Source organism: Cupriavidus sp. FW305-F7 (assembly GCF_058782875.1).
In genome coordinates, this window is record NZ_JBYSYC010000013.1 from 82477 (window position 1) to 96600 (window position 14124).

Annotated in this window: 13 protein-coding genes and 1 pseudogene; 7 read left to right on the forward strand and 7 right to left on the reverse strand. The window is 66.1% G+C overall.

Features of this window, described 5'->3' with window-relative positions; translation table 11 throughout:
- The first annotated feature begins 89 nt into the window (after positions 1-89).
- A complete protein-coding gene (locus tag AC3WL8_RS14465; RefSeq protein WP_041227895.1) occupies positions 90-695 on the forward strand; it encodes a J domain-containing protein in 606 nt (201 codons plus the stop codon).
- Here AC3WL8_RS14465 and AC3WL8_RS14470 read toward each other — a convergent pair.
- The 3 genes from AC3WL8_RS14470 to AC3WL8_RS14480 form a co-directional block, all read right to left on the reverse strand.
- On the reverse strand, positions 692-994 hold the full coding sequence (locus AC3WL8_RS14470; RefSeq protein ID WP_013956603.1) for a hypothetical protein: 303 nt from the start codon (positions 992-994) through the stop codon (positions 692-694). The two genes, AC3WL8_RS14465 and AC3WL8_RS14470, sit on opposite strands and share 4 nt — an antisense overlap.
- Positions 995-1023: 29 nt before the next feature.
- Positions 1024-1476, reverse strand: a complete 453-nt coding sequence (locus AC3WL8_RS14475) for a PA2169 family four-helix-bundle protein (protein WP_013956602.1) — start codon at positions 1474-1476, stop codon at positions 1024-1026.
- 317 nt (positions 1477-1793) lie between these two features.
- Complete coding sequence (locus AC3WL8_RS14480) at positions 1794-2222, reverse strand: ACT domain-containing protein (protein ID WP_492378371.1); 429 nt, start codon at positions 2220-2222, stop codon at positions 1794-1796.
- A 206-nt stretch (positions 2223-2428) separates the two neighbouring features.
- Between AC3WL8_RS14480 and acs the strand changes: the two genes are divergently transcribed.
- Entirely contained in the window at positions 2429-4486 is a 2058-nt protein-coding gene (gene acs / locus AC3WL8_RS14485; protein ID WP_492378372.1) for an acetate--CoA ligase, read from the forward strand.
- A gap of 35 nt (positions 4487-4521) precedes the next feature.
- On the opposite strand, the gene AC3WL8_RS14490 is transcribed toward acs, so the two are convergent.
- Positions 4522-7251 carry a UPF0182 family membrane protein gene (locus AC3WL8_RS14490; RefSeq protein ID WP_013956599.1) on the reverse strand — a complete coding sequence of 910 codons (2730 nt, stop codon included), beginning with the start codon at positions 7249-7251 and terminating at the stop codon, positions 4522-4524.
- A 300-nt stretch (positions 7252-7551) separates the two neighbouring features.
- Here AC3WL8_RS14490 and AC3WL8_RS14495 point away from each other — a divergent pair, with 300 nt between their 5' ends.
- The 5 genes and pseudogenes from AC3WL8_RS14495 (at position 7552) to yihG (ending at position 10650) form a co-directional block, all read left to right on the forward strand.
- Complete coding sequence (locus AC3WL8_RS14495; RefSeq protein WP_013956598.1) at positions 7552-8124, forward strand: cysteine dioxygenase family protein; 573 nt, start codon at positions 7552-7554, stop codon at positions 8122-8124.
- Between the two features lie 66 nt (positions 8125-8190).
- A complete protein-coding gene (locus AC3WL8_RS14500) occupies positions 8191-8649 on the forward strand; it encodes an Lrp/AsnC family transcriptional regulator (RefSeq protein ID WP_013956597.1) in 459 nt (152 codons plus the stop codon).
- Positions 8650-8808: 159 nt separating this feature from the next.
- Positions 8809-9078, forward strand: a complete 270-nt coding sequence (locus tag AC3WL8_RS14505) for a hypothetical protein (RefSeq protein ID WP_492378373.1) — start codon at positions 8809-8811, stop codon at positions 9076-9078.
- Positions 9079-9186: 108 nt separating this feature from the next.
- Positions 9187-9498: pseudogene (locus AC3WL8_RS14510) on the forward strand (transporter); the annotation flags it as partial.
- 249 nt (positions 9499-9747) lie between these two features.
- Positions 9748-10650, forward strand: coding sequence for a 1-acylglycerol-3-phosphate O-acyltransferase, YihG family (gene yihG, locus AC3WL8_RS14515; RefSeq protein ID WP_035814968.1), 903 nt, complete (start codon positions 9748-9750; stop codon positions 10648-10650).
- A gap of 7 nt (positions 10651-10657) precedes the next feature.
- Here the strand turns inward: yihG and AC3WL8_RS14520 are convergent, their stop codons facing one another.
- Genes AC3WL8_RS14520 through AC3WL8_RS14530 form a run of 3 tightly spaced genes read right to left on the reverse strand, consistent with a single transcriptional unit; the run spans position 10658 to position 14045 of the window.
- Positions 10658-12502 (reverse strand): NAD(P)/FAD-dependent oxidoreductase, encoded by a 1845-nt coding sequence (locus tag AC3WL8_RS14520; protein ID WP_153954810.1) that lies wholly within the window; start codon positions 12500-12502, stop codon positions 10658-10660.
- 7 nt (positions 12503-12509) lie between these two features.
- Positions 12510-13844: a cytochrome c gene (locus AC3WL8_RS14525; RefSeq protein WP_013956593.1), complete on the reverse strand. Its 1335-nt coding sequence runs from the start codon at positions 13842-13844 to the stop codon at positions 12510-12512.
- Between the two features lie 15 nt (positions 13845-13859).
- A complete protein-coding gene (locus tag AC3WL8_RS14530; protein WP_010811552.1) occupies positions 13860-14045 on the reverse strand; it encodes a DUF2970 domain-containing protein in 186 nt (61 codons plus the stop codon).
- Between the last annotated feature and the right edge of the window lie 79 nt (positions 14046-14124).

Genomic DNA, 14124 nt, shown 5'->3' on the forward strand with positions numbered 1-14124 from the left:
CGATCTCGCATGCCATGGCTTCGGGTCACCCCATGCTAGGATGAATGCCCGCCCGGCAGCCGCCCAGCAGACAGACGCCCAATCGGCCCATGACCACCCTCTACACGACCCTCGGCGTGCAACCGGACGCCACCCTGGACGAGATCAAGCGCGCCTACCGCCGCGCCGCGATGAAGTGGCACCCCGACCGCAACCTTGGCCGCGAGGCTGAGGCGCATGCGGCATTCCAGGAAATCCGCGACGCCTACACCATTCTTTCCGATGCCGGGCAGCGCCAGATCTACGACGAGGTATTCGAGCGGGAGATGCGGCGCTGGCAGGCCGAGCGCGAGGCCCAGGAAGAACAGGAGCGCGAGGCGCAACGCGAGAGCCAGCGCATCGCGCAGGAACACTACGAGAAAATGCTCGGTATCGCGATGCGCTTTGCCGACGACGGCCACAACCGCGACGTTATCTTCGGCGTGCTGCTCGGCCGGGACTGCGACGCGGAACTGGCGGCACGCATCGCGGACAGCATATGGGCCCTGCAGGAGTCGCGGCGGGCAAGTGCGCGGGCCGCGCACGCGCCGGACACCGAGGCCGCCCAGGCGCCCGCCGGGGCGGGGGCTTCAAACCCCGACGAGGCGAAGCCGCCCAGGCGTCACGCCGGCGCCTTCGATTCGTTCTGGCACGGCTTGTTCGGCATCCGTTCCTAGATGTCGGGGGCGACCAGAAGCCCGCTTTTCACCGTGTGGATCAGCGCAAGGCGATCTTCCACCGCCTTGCGCAGGACTTCGCGTCCCCTGAACGGATCCGTCAGGTAACTGGCGTACTGGCTTGCCCGAATCTGCACCTTGAGTTGCATCGTCGTCGGTCCGCTCTCCGGCCATGTCACCAGGAACGCCGGATGGCTGTCCGCGCACTCAACGAAGGCAGCATCAGGGGACGGGAAACAGGAGTCAGCGCCCTGGGCAAGGAACTGGAGATCCTTGTCCTTGAACTCGTAGGTTGCCATTGCTTTCTCCCATCGCGCAAGCCGGACCCTCAGTGAATCTGCATCCCGCGCATGGCATGAATCCGGCCATGATGCTGCGTCAACGCCTCGTACTGGCGCTGAAGCGCCGCGCTGGCCTCTGGTGGCAGCGGCTTCATCATGACGGACTGATACTCGCGCCTGGCGGCATCTTCCTCGTGCTCGCACATTCCCAGCACGGTGTCGTCGTTGTTCGGCGACAGCATGTGGCGGAATGCCATCCAGCGGCGGAACAGCATGCCATTCATGCTGCCCCGGTCAGTTGGCGCGCCGCCCATGGCGCTGACCATCGACTGCAATTCCTTCACCGACGCCCGGTACGATTCCGCGGTGCTCGTCAGAATGTCGCGCAGCGCTGCATCGTGCACTTCGCTGGCGCCGCTCATGCACGCCAGTTCGCTGTCCTTGCCAGCCTCGATCAGCTGGTTGAGCGCGAGGACAGTTTGTTGCTGGTTGTCGCCCATGGAAGTCTCCCAACATGCATGCCGGCGACGTGCGGCTTCGGCGCAAATCGCCAGGATCGTCAAAGGAGGAAGCGCCACGGCGCGACCGGCCGTGAGAAGGTCGTCGGAGACGCCATCAACATGAGTCAGCCGGGTCGCGCCGGGCCCCATCTGCCTGCTCGTTAAGAGGCAAGGCGTGATTCCATGATAGGAGATGGCCGGGCCCCGGCGCGAAGGCATCGCATGCCGAGGAGCCCGCTACGGGCGTGATCTGCGAGTCCCGCCGGGCCAGATTGCCATCGGTTTGTGATTGTCTGTATTTCGCCCCGCGGCGAGCTTCAGCCCTTGTCCAGGATAGCCATTGCCTTGTTCGCATCGTCGAGGGAGTCCATCGACACGTACGCGACAAACTGTACTCCGATGACAGAGGCAGAGAATCCGCGCAGGTTGATTCCGCCTTGCGCAAGCTTGCGGGTCAGCTCAGCCACGATGCCGGGCCGGTCCCCGCCCATGATACGCACCGAATGTAGGCTGTGCGTGACATTGAAGCCGACCTGGGCAGCGGCACGGATTTCCCTGTCATTCTGCAGCGGTGTCACGAACACGACACCCTTGCCGGGGTCCTCCGGCGTGCGGCGCGCAATCGCGAATTGCAGGTCCGCGCCGGCATCGCGCAAGGTCTCCAGTACCTCCGCGAGGCCGCCGGGCCGGTCCGGTATGGTTGCCGCCCACACGTCCACGCGTTCCACAAGAAGATCGTTGGTCATTGCTCATTCTCCAATGCCCCCCACTACGAATCTAGCGTATGGCGGCCGGCAGGCAAGCTCTGGGCTCGGCGGACAGCGGCAGGCCGATTTCCTGGCAACTCCCCGTGCCCGGACTTAATATGGACTAGTCGTTTCCGGCAGCTATCGCAGGATAGTGGCACCGACACTACCTGGATGGATGCCATGGAAAGTGAAGGGGAATCGTCATGTCTGAAGGCAAATCGCCACGCCATGCTGCACAGCAGGAATTGGCCGATGTGTCCGAGGCCGAAATCGCGGTCCATTGGCCTGAGGAGGACTATGTCCCGCCGGCCGGCCAGTTCATTGCGCAGGCCAATCTGACTGATCCCCACATTTTCGAGCGCTTCTCCCTCGATCGTTTCCCCGAGTGTTTCAAGGAGTTCGCAGACCTGCTGGACTGGTACAAATACTGGGAAAAGACGGTGGATACCAGCAACCCGCCTTTCTGGCGCTGGTTCGTCGGCGGCAGGATCAACGCCTGCCACAACTGCGTGGATCGCCACCTCACCGCGTACAGGAACAAGACCGCGATTCATTTCGTGCCCGAGCCGGAGCATGAGGCGGTGCATCACCTCACCTACCAGGAGCTCTTTGTTCGCGTCAATGAACTGGCCGCCCTGCTGCGCGAGTTCTGCGGCCTGAAGGCCGGCGACCGCGTCACGCTGCATATGCCGATGGTGGCCGAACTGCCCATCACCATGCTCGCATGCGCGCGCATCGGCGTGATTCATTCGCAGGTATTCAGTGGCTTCAGCGGCAAGGCCTGTGCCGAGCGCATCGCGGACTCCGAGAGCCGGCTGCTGATTACCATGGACGCCTATTACCGCGGCGGTGAATTGCTCGATCACAAGGAAAAGGCCGACATCGCCGTGGCAGAAGCCGCCAGCGCCGGTCAGCAGGTCGAGAAGGTCCTGATCTGGCAGCGCTACCCGGGCAAGTATTCCAGTGCCGCCAAACTGGTGAAGGACCGCGATGTCATTCTCAATGACGTGCTCGCCGGGTTCCGCGGCAGGCGTGTCGAGCCCGAGCCGATGCCGGCGGAGGCGCCGCTGTTCCTGATGTACACGAGCGGCACCACGGGCCGGCCCAAGGGCTGCCAGCATTCCACCGGCGGCTATCTGTCCTACGTGGCGTGGACCTCGAAGTACATTCAGGATATCCACCCCGAGGACGTCTACTGGTGCATGGCCGATATTGGCTGGATCACCGGGCATTCCTACATCGTCTATGGCCCGCTCGCGCTCGCCGCTTCGTCCGTCGTCTATGAAGGCGTGCCAACCTGGCCCGACGCCGGCCGGCCGTGGCGTATTGCGGAAAGCCTTGGCGTCAATATCTTCCACACCTCGCCCACCGCAATCCGCGCGCTGCGGCGCAACGGGCCCAACGAGCCGGCGAAGTACGACTGCCATTTCAAGCACATGACCACGGTGGGCGAGCCGATCGAGCCCGAAGTCTGGAAGTGGTACCACCGTGAAGTCGGCAAGGGCGAGGCGGTCATCGTCGACACCTGGTGGCAAACCGAGAATGGCGGCTTCCTCTGCAGCACGCTGCCGGGCATCCACCCGATGAAGCCCGGCAGCACGGGCCCGGGGATTCCGGGCATTCATCCGGTGATCTTTGATGAGGAAGGCAAGGAGATCCCGGCCGGCTCGGGCAAGGCGGGCAATATCTGCATCCGCAATCCCTGGCCGGGCATATTTCAGACCGTCTGGAAGGATCCGGACCGCTACGTGCGCCAGTACTATGCGCGCTATTGCAAGAATCCCGACAGCAAGGACTGGCGCGACTGGCCGTATATGGCGGGCGATGGCGCAATGCAGGCGGCGGACGGCTACTTTCGCATCCTTGGCCGCATCGACGACGTGATCAACGTTTCCGGCCATCGTCTCGGCACCAAGGAGATCGAATCGGCCGCACTGCTGGTGCCAGACGTCGCCGAGGCGGCGGTGGTGCCGGTGGCCGACGAGATCAAGGGCAAGGTGCCTGATCTCTATGTGTCGCTCAAGCCGGGACTGTCGCCTTCCACCAAGATCGCGAACAAGGTCTCGGCCTCGGTCGTGTCCCAGATCGGCGCGATTGCGCGTCCGCATCGCGTCGTGATTGTTCCCGACATGCCCAAGACACGCTCGGGCAAGATCATGCGTCGCGTGCTGGCGGCGATCTCCAACCACCAGGAGCCTGGCGACGTGTCCACGCTTGCCAATCCGGAGGTCGTCGAGAAGATCAGGGAGCTGGCGACATAGGACGGCACTCCTGCCGGCGGCTCCCGGCAGGCCGCTCACTTCCGCTCATCGGCACCCCCGGCCCCGAGCGCCTCAAGCAGCGGCCGCAAGGCATCGAGTTCCGCGCCGAAGCCGCTCCAGTCCCCCGCCTTCAGGCGCGCGATGGCACGGTCATAGTGCGCGAGTGCCTCGCGGGCGCGGGCATTCGCTGCGCCCTGCGCCGGTAGCGCCGCCGGTGCGGATTCCTTGAAGAGGGCCGCAAGGGCTGCGCCCAGGGTGTCCTCCATGACCACGCGATCGCCATAGGCGGCGATCACCCGCTTGAGTTCGGGCAACTGGCCGGACTCCGCACGCAGGTAGAGCGGGGAGACATAGAGGATGGAGTTCTCGATCGGCACGACCTGCAGATGGCCGCGGATGACGCGCGAGCCCATCTGGTTCCACAGGGAAATCTGCTGCGAGATCTCGGTATTCTGCTGGATGCGCGCCTCGATCTGGAATGGCCCGTAGACCAGCTTTTCCTTGGGGAAGGTGTAGGCGACAAGCTTGCCGTAGTTGGGGGGATCGGAGCGCGCCGCCAGCCAGGCGATCATGTTCTCGCGCTGGCTCGGCACCATCGGCAGCATGAGGACGAACTCGGCGCGCGGTTCGTCCGGCAGCCGCAGGATCATGTAGTAGGGCATCATCCGCGCGGCGGGCATGTTCCCTGTGCTCATGCCTGTCAGCTGGCGTGGGAACTCCCACAGATCCTCGCGGTTATAGAAAACCTCCGCCGCTTCCATGTGGTAGGCGCGGTAGATCTGCGCCTGGATCAGGAACAGGTCTTCAGGGTAGCGGATATGCCGCTGCAGATCCTGCGGCATGGCGCCCAGCGGCCTGAACACGCCCGGGAAGATGCGCTGGTACACCTGCAGGACCGGATCGGCCGGGTCGCTGATGTAGAAGTCGACCGTGCCGTTGTACGCATCGATCACGACCTTGACGGCGTTGCGGATGTAGTTGTCTCCGCCACCGGTGCCGGGCTGCGAATAAGGGAACCAGCCGCTGGTGGTGTAGGCGTCCTGGATCCAGTAAAGACGCCCTTCGCTCGCGACCACATAGGGGTCATGGTCGAGGGTGAGGAACGGGGCAATCGTGTGCACGCGGTCCCGGATGTTGCGATGGAGCAGGATGCGGCTTTCCTGCGTGATGTAGCCGCTCAGCAGGATATTGGGATCGCCGAGCTGCCAGGCGAACAGGGTCCGGCGCGCGATGCCGCCGATGTCGATGCCGTCGCGCCCGCGGTAGGCCGTATAGACGTTGTCCTTGCCCTTGGGGTAGTCGAACTCGGGCACGCTGCCTTTGACGATGACATAGCCTCTGCCGCCTTCACCGAAGTAGAGGCGCGGCTCCTGGATGGCCGGGCCGCCGTTGGAGAGCGGGGGAATGTCATGCAGATAAAGCGAGGGCAGGCCTTCGGCGGATTTCTCGGTGACCGGCGACATCACCACGCCATTGCCATGGGTGAACAGGAGATGCAGGTTCACCCAGGTCTGGGCATTGGCCGGAATCAGTGCCGGCTCCAGCTCCCGCGCCGACAGCATGACCTGCTGGTAGCCTGCGCCGAGCTGATAGCGGTCGATGTCCGTCGCAAGGAACTTGTAATAGGTCCGGATCTCCTGCAACTGCGCATAGGTATCGCGCAGCGGCTGCAGATCCCACAGGCGAATGTTGTCGATGGTCGGCCGATTGGCCTGGAGCGAGGCGAGATCCAGGCTCTGTTCGACCGGGAACGGCTTCACCTCGATCTGCGTCACGCCATAGGCCTCCCGCGTCAGCGCAATATTGTGTTCGAGATACGGCGTCTCCAGTTGCAGCTCGTTCGGCTTGACATAGAACCGCTGGAACAGTGCCGGCCAGATCGTGCCGAGCAGTATTGCGCTGCCGACCACCAGGAGCGCCGCGGCCGCAGGGACCCGATAGTCCCGCCAGCGCATATTGGCCCATGAAGCGGCGGCAGCCGCGGCAGCCAGGCCGACTTGCAGCCACAGGACCGGCAGCCCGACATGGACATCGGTATAGCTCGCGCCGACCACGACGCCGTTGTCGCCGTAGAGCAGCATGAAGCGGTCGAGCCAGTAGGACCACGCCTGCAGCGCGAAGAACAAGCCGAGCAATGCCGAACCATGGGTAGCGGCCGCCATTGAAAGCCCGCGCGGCGACCGGACCAGCGCGATGTCGCCGCGCAAGCCGTAGACCACGCCGGCAACCACTGCGCTGCAGCCCAGCAGCAGGAGCAGCCAGTTCCTGAGTGCAAGATACGCCGGCAGCGAGAAGACGTAGAAACCGATGTCCTTGCCGAAGATCGGATCGGTCTTGCCGAAAGGCACCTGATGGATATAGCGCAGCGCAATGGCCCAGCTCGACAGTTCACCGACGGCCATGAGCAGCCCCACAAGGACGGCGGCGGCGGCAATGGCGGCGCGCCACGGAAGGCGCGCTGCAATCTCGCCAACCGGCTGGCCCAGGACCTCCGGCCTCCAGGCCTGCGCCTGACTCGCGCAGCGGTGCGCCAGCCAGCCCGATACCCAGAGCGCGCCTGCCGAAACGGCGAATACGGCAAGGAACAGAAGCGCCTGGGTGGCGAATATCGTGCGGAACACCCCGGCGTAGCCAACCGAGGCAAACCACAACCAGTCAACAACGAGGCCGGTGACGCGGCCGACAGCAACCAGCGCGACGATGACGGCAACAACCCACGTCGCAAGGCGTCTCACACGCGTGGCGTCCCTCGCTGGCGAGCGCATCGATCATGCTCCTTTGCCGCACCGTCGTCCGTGACCCGGCCATTCGGGCTGCCTGTCCATATCAGCATATATGCCTTCGCTGCACAGCGCACCGGGTACGCCACCCTGGCACGGCCGTGGCGCTATCGGCGAGCACCCATTCACCATGTCCGGCCCGATTCGAGCATATGATTCTCAAAATCCAACCAATAGGGAAATATAATTACAATCTCCGGCGACATTGAACGACAATTCGCATGCCTGTGCTCCGGCCCGCAAATATCATGGCTATGTACCCAGAACAAGACCAAGGTGCCCGCCATGACCGGATCCCCCCTGACTGCCGCAGCCCCGGCAGCGTTTCCCCATACCGCCCCGCCAACTGCGCCGCTCGACCAGCTGGCGCTCGACCTCGAGGCCACCTTCGCCCACAGTGCGCGCATGGTGGCCGGGCACATCGCCGTGCATCTGCCGGACACCGACACGCTGCTTGCGACACTGCCGCCAGGCGCCCTGCTCGGCAGGCCGGATACCTATGCCCGCCACCTGGTTCATGCCGACCCGCTGGAGCGCTTCTCGGCGATGGTGCTGGTCTGGCGCCCGGGCCAGACCAGCCCCGTGCACGGCCATCGCACCTGGTGTGCCTACCGCGTGCTGCGCGGCACGCTGAGCGAGCAGCACTACCGGTGGGATCCCGCCAGCAGGCAGGCGCGCCATGCCAACTCCGTCTTGCGCACGGCCGGCGATACCTTCAGCGTGCCGTCCGGGCTGCAGCATATCCATGCGCTGGGCAATGCCAGCGACGATATCGCAGTGTCCCTGCACCTCTACGGCGTGCACCGCGACCACATTGCCACCGGCGTGAACCTGCTGGTGCCGACCGCCGACGCCTAGCATCTGCCGCGCGTACCAGCGCCGCGTGCGGGCGCCGGCCCACCCTCACCTGACCCGCTACGCGCCATGGACCGCTACGACAAACAGATTCTCGCCATCCTGCAGGAAGACGCCACCGTGCCGGTGGCGGAGATCGGGGAACGGGTCGGCCTGACCTCGACGCCGTGCTGGCGCCGGATCCAGCGGCTGGAAGCGGCCGGCCTGATCCGCAAACGCGTGGCACTGCTCGACGCCGACAAGCTCAATGCCGGGGTCACGGTCTTTGTCTCGGTCCGCACCAGCCAGCACAACGTGAAATGGCTCGCGCAATTCCACGGACTGGTGGCATCGATCCCGGAAGTGACCGAGTTCTACCGCATGGCCGGCGATACCGACTACCTGCTGCGCGTGGTGGTGCCGGATATTGCCGCCTACGACCGCGTCTACAAGAAGCTGATCCAGGGCGCCGAGCTGGCCGACGTCAGTTCCAGCTTTGCGATGGAGCAGATCAAGTACACCACGGCGCTGCCGCTCGATTATGCGTAGGCCGGCACCGGCCCTTCATCCGGGCAAAACCGTGAACCCAGACATCGAGCGCTGCGAAGCGTACCGGCAGTTCGAAAAGATCCATGCCGCCTTCCGTGCCGGCGATATCGAAGTGCTGCGAGCAGCGGTTGATGATCCGGCCTGCATTCCCACGGGACCATGCTGCCAGGGATTGGCGCTTGCCTCGAATACGCGATCTACCATAGCCCGCTGCCCTTTATCCGCACCCCGCTCGAAGCCGGCGCGGCTCCCCGGCCGGCGGATCAAGCGGGCTTTCCGCCGCTGATTGCCGCGCTGTCATGCACGCTCGCCGCGCCGGGCAGCAGCGCACGCTCGGACGTGGTCGAACTGCTCCGGCTGCTGCTGGACTTCGGCGCCGATCCCGCGCAGCGCGGCATCAACGACTACACCGCGCTGCATTGGCGGTGAGCGTGCGCAACTTGCCCGCGGTGGCGCTGCTGCTCGTGGCGGGGGTGGATGCGCCTTGCCGCACGCGCATCGACGACTGCGAGACTCCGCGCGAGATGGCCGAAGCCAAACGCCACCGATTACCGGGACGCGCCGCTGTTCACGCTCGACACCATGCTGCTCAAGCGCTTTGCCACGGTGCCGGCCTCGGGCTGATCGCCGGCACGACGCAGCATCTGGGCGATGACAGCGGCCCGCTGGCGACCGCCTGAACGGCTTCCGCGGCCATGACTGGGCGGTGGGCCCGACCGTCACCTACGACACCAAGATCGGCGCCAAGAGCCTGCTGTCGCTGGGCTGCGCTGGGTGCCCTCGGTGGCCAACAAGAACCGCCTGAAGCGCACGAATACGTTCATGGGAACGGCGACCATCGTGTTCTGAGTCCTGCAAGTTCCCAGGCGGCAAGGCAGAATGCGTCCCACGCTCCCCATCGGGCGAGTTAAAGTACGCACCCAATAGTGCCTGCGTTGATCACGCGCAAGCCCGCAACCCTTGCAAGCCTGCAGACTGGCATCCATGACCTCAGTCCCATCCTCGTCAACACGTGCCACCGGCACGTGTGCCTCAACGCCCTCGGCGCCATCAACACCCGGGGAACCCACCCCCTTGTCTCGCCGCCGCCGGGCTCCGGTGCCGCGCGGCCGCTTCGCCTGGATCACCGGGATTCTCAGCTGGACTCTGCTGATTGCAAGCACGCTGTTCTGGTGCGCGCTGCTGTTTCCGCTGGCGCTGCTGAAGCTGGCGCTGCCGTTTGCCGCCGTCAGGCGGCGCATCGATCCGCTGCTCAACGGCATCGCGACCGCCTGGATCTCCGGCAACACCGGCTGGTTCGCGTGGATCCAGCGCGAGCCGTGGGATGTCCAGGGCAATGAGGGGCTGCGCTATGCCGACTGGTACCTGGTGAACTGCAACCATCAGTCGTGGGCGGATATCTTCGTGCTGCAGCGCTCGCTGAACCGGCGCATCCCGCTGCTGAAGTTTTTCCTGAAGCAACAGCTGATCTATGTGCCGGTGATCGGGCTGGCGTGGTGGGCGCTGGACTTTCCGTTCATGAAGCGCCATGGCAAGGCGCAACTGCGGCGCAATCCGGCGTTGCAGCGCCAGGACCAGGAAACGGCGAAGCGCGCCTGCGCGAAGTTTTCGCTGGTGCCGACCAGCGTGATGGTGTTTGCCGAAGGCACCCGCTTTACCGAGGCCAAGCGCGCGGCCCAGGACTCTCCGTACCGCCATCTGCTCAAGCCCAAGGCCGGCGGACTGGCGGTGGCACTGAATGCGATGGGCAACAAGTTCCGCTCGCTGATCGACGTCAGCATCGTGTATCCGGAAGGCGCGCCAGGCTTCTGGGACCTGGCCTGCGGGCGCGCCGGCCCGGTGCTGGTGCGCATGCGGCAATTGCCAGTGCCGCCGGCCTTCTGCGAGGCTGATTACGGTAGCGACAAGGCCTTCCGCAGGGAATTCCACAACTGGCTGGCACGCCAGTGGGAAGCCAAGGATGCAGAGATCGATGCGCTGATGCCGCCGCGTGCCGGCTGAAGTCTCGCTACCCGGGCAGGCGGTCGACTGCCCGCTTTCCCTGCCCCACCGCCGCGGTCAGCGAAGGGCTGCCGGCGTTGTCGCTGTTCGCGATGCTGATATTGCCCACGCCGGCCAGCCCCGGCCACGCCGCGTCGGGCGCCACGTTCTCACCCGCCAGGCTGTCGGGCATATAGCTGTATCCGTGTGCCCAGCGGTTGACGGTGATGCCGCGGATCACGTCCTTCGAAGCAAAGCCTTTGTGGCCGAGCATGCGGTCCAACTGCGCACGGATGTCGCGTTCCAACGTGTCGAAGGGCGTGCCGAGCAGCAAGGCACGGCCCGCGCGGAAGCGGTCGCGCGCCTGCATGCCGCTGTCAGGCACGGTCGGCACATAGAGCATATGCAGCACCGCGGGATCGGAGGGATGTTTGCCCGCCGGCGGTTCCAGCCACAGGTCGGTATAGGCCATGGCCGGCGCGTGGATGCGGCGCGTGCGCAGCGTCGCGAACGCCTGCCAGTGGTCCAGCGCCACCTTGGTGTAGACCAGCGGCGCCTTGGCCTCGTTGTGCAGCATCTCCTTCTGCTTCGCCGGCAGCGACGGCAGCAGGTACGGGATCATCATGTTGTAGCCGGCCAGCACCACGTGGCGCGCCTCGACGCGGTGCAGATTGCCGCTGAATCCATAAGTCACGCGCGTGATATTGCCGTCGGGCTCGACCGCGATCGCGGTGCTGTTCAGGCGCAGGCGCACCGGCTGCCCGTCGCGGTCCAGGCGGCTGTAGTCGAACGCGGCCGACACCACATCGGCCGGCCGGGCGAACGACGCCACGCCAGGGATCAGGCTCTGCACCAGTAGCCGCGCCAGCGAGGCATTGCCATCCGGAAACCACAGGCGCGAAGCCGGCGACTTGCCAAGCCGCAGGTTTCCCGCCGGCGCGGGCATGTTGGCGCCGGCAGGCAGACCGATGGCAATAGCGTCGGCAACGGAGATCCCATCGGCATCCAGCGCATAGGCATCGTTGCTGCGGCTGCGCAGGAAGCGTTGCCCGGCCAGGCCGATGCCGGCCTTGTCACGCAGAAAACTTGCGTAACGCATGGCGCGCAGCGCTGCCGCTCGCTCGGCGCCGGACAACGCCGGCAGGTAATCGGTGGTGCCCGCGGCCAGCCGCGCCAGAGCGGCGCGGTCCGCCGCAGGCAGAGGCGCGCTGTCCAGGAAGCGCGACAGGGCAGCCGCATCCGGGCCACCGGTCTGCTGCCCGCTGCGAACATCGATCAGCTCGCCGAACGGATCGCCCGCGACCCACTGGTCGCGCCCGAAATGCTCGGCATCGAAGAACACGGCGCGGCCCAGGCCGAGCGCGGCATAGGGATCCGCGGGCGCCGTGCCAGGCGCGCGCGTGGCGTCGAGCCCGATCCCTGCCAGCAGTTCGCGCACCGCGGCGTCGCCGGCAGCGCTTGCCGGCATCTCGGCGCTGCCGCCAAAGGTCACCAGCCGCTGGCCGCGCACCGTGAACTCATTGCGCTTGGCATGGCCGCCGAAATCGTCGTGGTTGTCCAGGATCAGGATGCGGCGGTTGGCGCCGAAGCGGCGCCGGTAGAACCACGCCGCCGCCAGCCCGCTCAGGCCACCGCCGACGACCACCAGGTCGAAGGCCTCATGTGCCAGCACGACCGGGTATTTCGCGCCCTCGCGCGCCAGGCTGTGCGCCAGCGTGTAGGTGCCGGGATGGTTGCCGCGCAGGCCGGTCAGCGCGGGCGGGTATGCCACGCCTGCCCCACCCTGCTGCGCGTGCAGCAACTGCACGGGCGCAAGGCCGGCGGCAATGGTCAGGGCGGTGCCGTTGAGGAAGTCTCTGCGCGTAATCGTCATCGGGTGCTCATCGGGATGCGTCGCCTGCCGCGGCCGGGCGCTGCGCGGCCAGCGCCTTGCGCCGTGCCGCCACAGCGGCTTCCGGCACCGGCGCGGCGCGGTTGCCCCAGCTGCCGCGGATAAAGGTCAGCACATTGGCCAGTTCCTGGTCGTCCAGCGTCCAGCCATAGCCGGGCATGTGGTAATCCGCCGGCGCGGTGCCCACACGCGCGGTCACGGCGCCGTCGAGCAACAGGTTCACCAGCGAGGCCGGATCGGGATCGGCGACGGTCGGGTTGCCGGCCAGCGGCGGGAACACGCGGGCAAAGCCCTTGCCGTCGGCGCCATGGCAAGGCATGCAGAACACCGCGTACTGGCGCGCACCGGGCACATCGAAGCGGCCCTGCTGCAGTTGCTGCGCGGTGGCGGCATCGTGCCGGAACGGCTTGTCCTCGCCCCGCGCACCGGGCAGGGACTTCAGGTAGGCGGCGACGGCATCGAGGTCGGGCGCGCTCATGTACTGGGTGGCAGTGGAGACCACCGTGGACATCGGACCGAACGAGGTTGCGTGCCCGTTGCGCCCGGTGCGCAGGAACTCGGCGATGTCCGCGCGCGACCACGCGCCCAGGCCGGTGACCTGGTCACCGGTCAGGTTGGTGGCGGACCAGCCCTCCACGCTCGCCCCGGACAGGAAATGGCGGCTGCGCTCGTCCAGCCCCTTCTCGGCAAACAGGTTGCCGCGCGGCGTATGGCAGGCGCCGCAGTGCGCCACCGCCTGCACCAGGTAGGCGCCGCGGTTCCAGGCTGCGCCGCGCGCGGGGTCGGTGCGGACCGGGTCGTCATCAACGAACAGGACGTTCCACACCGCCAGCAGGCTGCGCATGCTGAACGGCCAACGCATCTGCGGTGCGGGGTTGCGCTGGGTGACCGGCGCCACCTCGGCACGCAGGTAGGCGTACAGCGCCGCCACGTCCTCGGCGCGCATGCGTGCGTACGAGGGATACGGCATCGCCGGATAGAGGCGTTTGCCGTCGCGCGCCACGCCGTACCGCAAGGCGCGGTCGAACTCGGCCAGCGTATAGGCGCCGATGCCGCTGCCGGCATCGGGCGTGATATTGGTCGAATGGATCGTGCCGACCGCCGTGCGGATCGGCAGCCCGCCGGCGAATGGCTTGCCGCCTTCGCTGGTATGGCAGGCGGCGCAGTTGGCGATGCGCGCCAGGTAGCGGCCGCGTTCGATCTGTTGCGTGTCGGTGGCGGCCAGCGCCATGCCCACGGGCAGCAGCATCGCCAGCGTCAGGCAGGCCAGCTTGCGCAGCGCACGGGCTGTGGCGATACCAGGTCCTTGGGGCAGGAGAAGCATGGGAGCAGATTCAGGTCAGGCAGCCGACACCGCCCAGTTTGCCGCAAGCACCAGGCACACCACCAGCCCGGCGGCGACGGCCACGCCGGTCAGGATCAGCGGCACCGGGCGCAAGGTGTCCAGGTCGCGCTGGTGCTCCTGCCCCTGGCGCAGGCCAAAGAAGCCCCACAGCACGGTCCGCAACAGCCTCAACGGGTTCATGGCATCTCCTTGCACAACGCCTTTGTGTACGAGTGCCGATTATGGGCCGTCCGCGCCAGCCATAACAGCATCAGATAAC

What these genes read in the sequence shown, in the direction of transcription:
- AC3WL8_RS14465 (WP_041227895.1), top strand. Translation starts at nt 90, where the DNA reads ATGACCACCCTCTACACGACCCTCGGCGTGCAACCGGACGCCACCCTG.
- AC3WL8_RS14470 (WP_013956603.1), bottom strand. Translation starts at nt 994, where the DNA reads ATGGCAACCTACGAGTTCAAGGACAAGGATCTCCAGTTCCTTGCCCAG.
- AC3WL8_RS14475 (WP_013956602.1), bottom strand. Translation starts at nt 1,476, where the DNA reads ATGGGCGACAACCAGCAACAAACTGTCCTCGCGCTCAACCAGCTGATC.
- AC3WL8_RS14480 (WP_492378371.1), bottom strand. Translation starts at nt 2,222, where the DNA reads ATGACCAACGATCTTCTTGTGGAACGCGTGGACGTGTGGGCGGCAACC.
- acs (WP_492378372.1), top strand. Translation starts at nt 2,429, where the DNA reads ATGTCTGAAGGCAAATCGCCACGCCATGCTGCACAGCAGGAATTGGCC.
- AC3WL8_RS14490 (WP_013956599.1), bottom strand. Translation starts at nt 7,251, where the DNA reads ATGCGCTCGCCAGCGAGGGACGCCACGCGTGTGAGACGCCTTGCGACG.
- AC3WL8_RS14495 (WP_013956598.1), top strand. Translation starts at nt 7,552, where the DNA reads ATGACCGGATCCCCCCTGACTGCCGCAGCCCCGGCAGCGTTTCCCCAT.
- AC3WL8_RS14500 (WP_013956597.1), top strand. Translation starts at nt 8,191, where the DNA reads ATGGACCGCTACGACAAACAGATTCTCGCCATCCTGCAGGAAGACGCC.
- AC3WL8_RS14505 (WP_492378373.1), top strand. Translation starts at nt 8,809, where the DNA reads ATGCTGCCAGGGATTGGCGCTTGCCTCGAATACGCGATCTACCATAGC.
- AC3WL8_RS14520 (WP_153954810.1), bottom strand. Translation starts at nt 12,502, where the DNA reads ATGACGATTACGCGCAGAGACTTCCTCAACGGCACCGCCCTGACCATT.
- AC3WL8_RS14525 (WP_013956593.1), bottom strand. Translation starts at nt 13,844, where the DNA reads ATGCTTCTCCTGCCCCAAGGACCTGGTATCGCCACAGCCCGTGCGCTG.
- AC3WL8_RS14530 (WP_010811552.1), bottom strand. Translation starts at nt 14,045, where the DNA reads ATGAACCCGTTGAGGCTGTTGCGGACCGTGCTGTGGGGCTTCTTTGGC.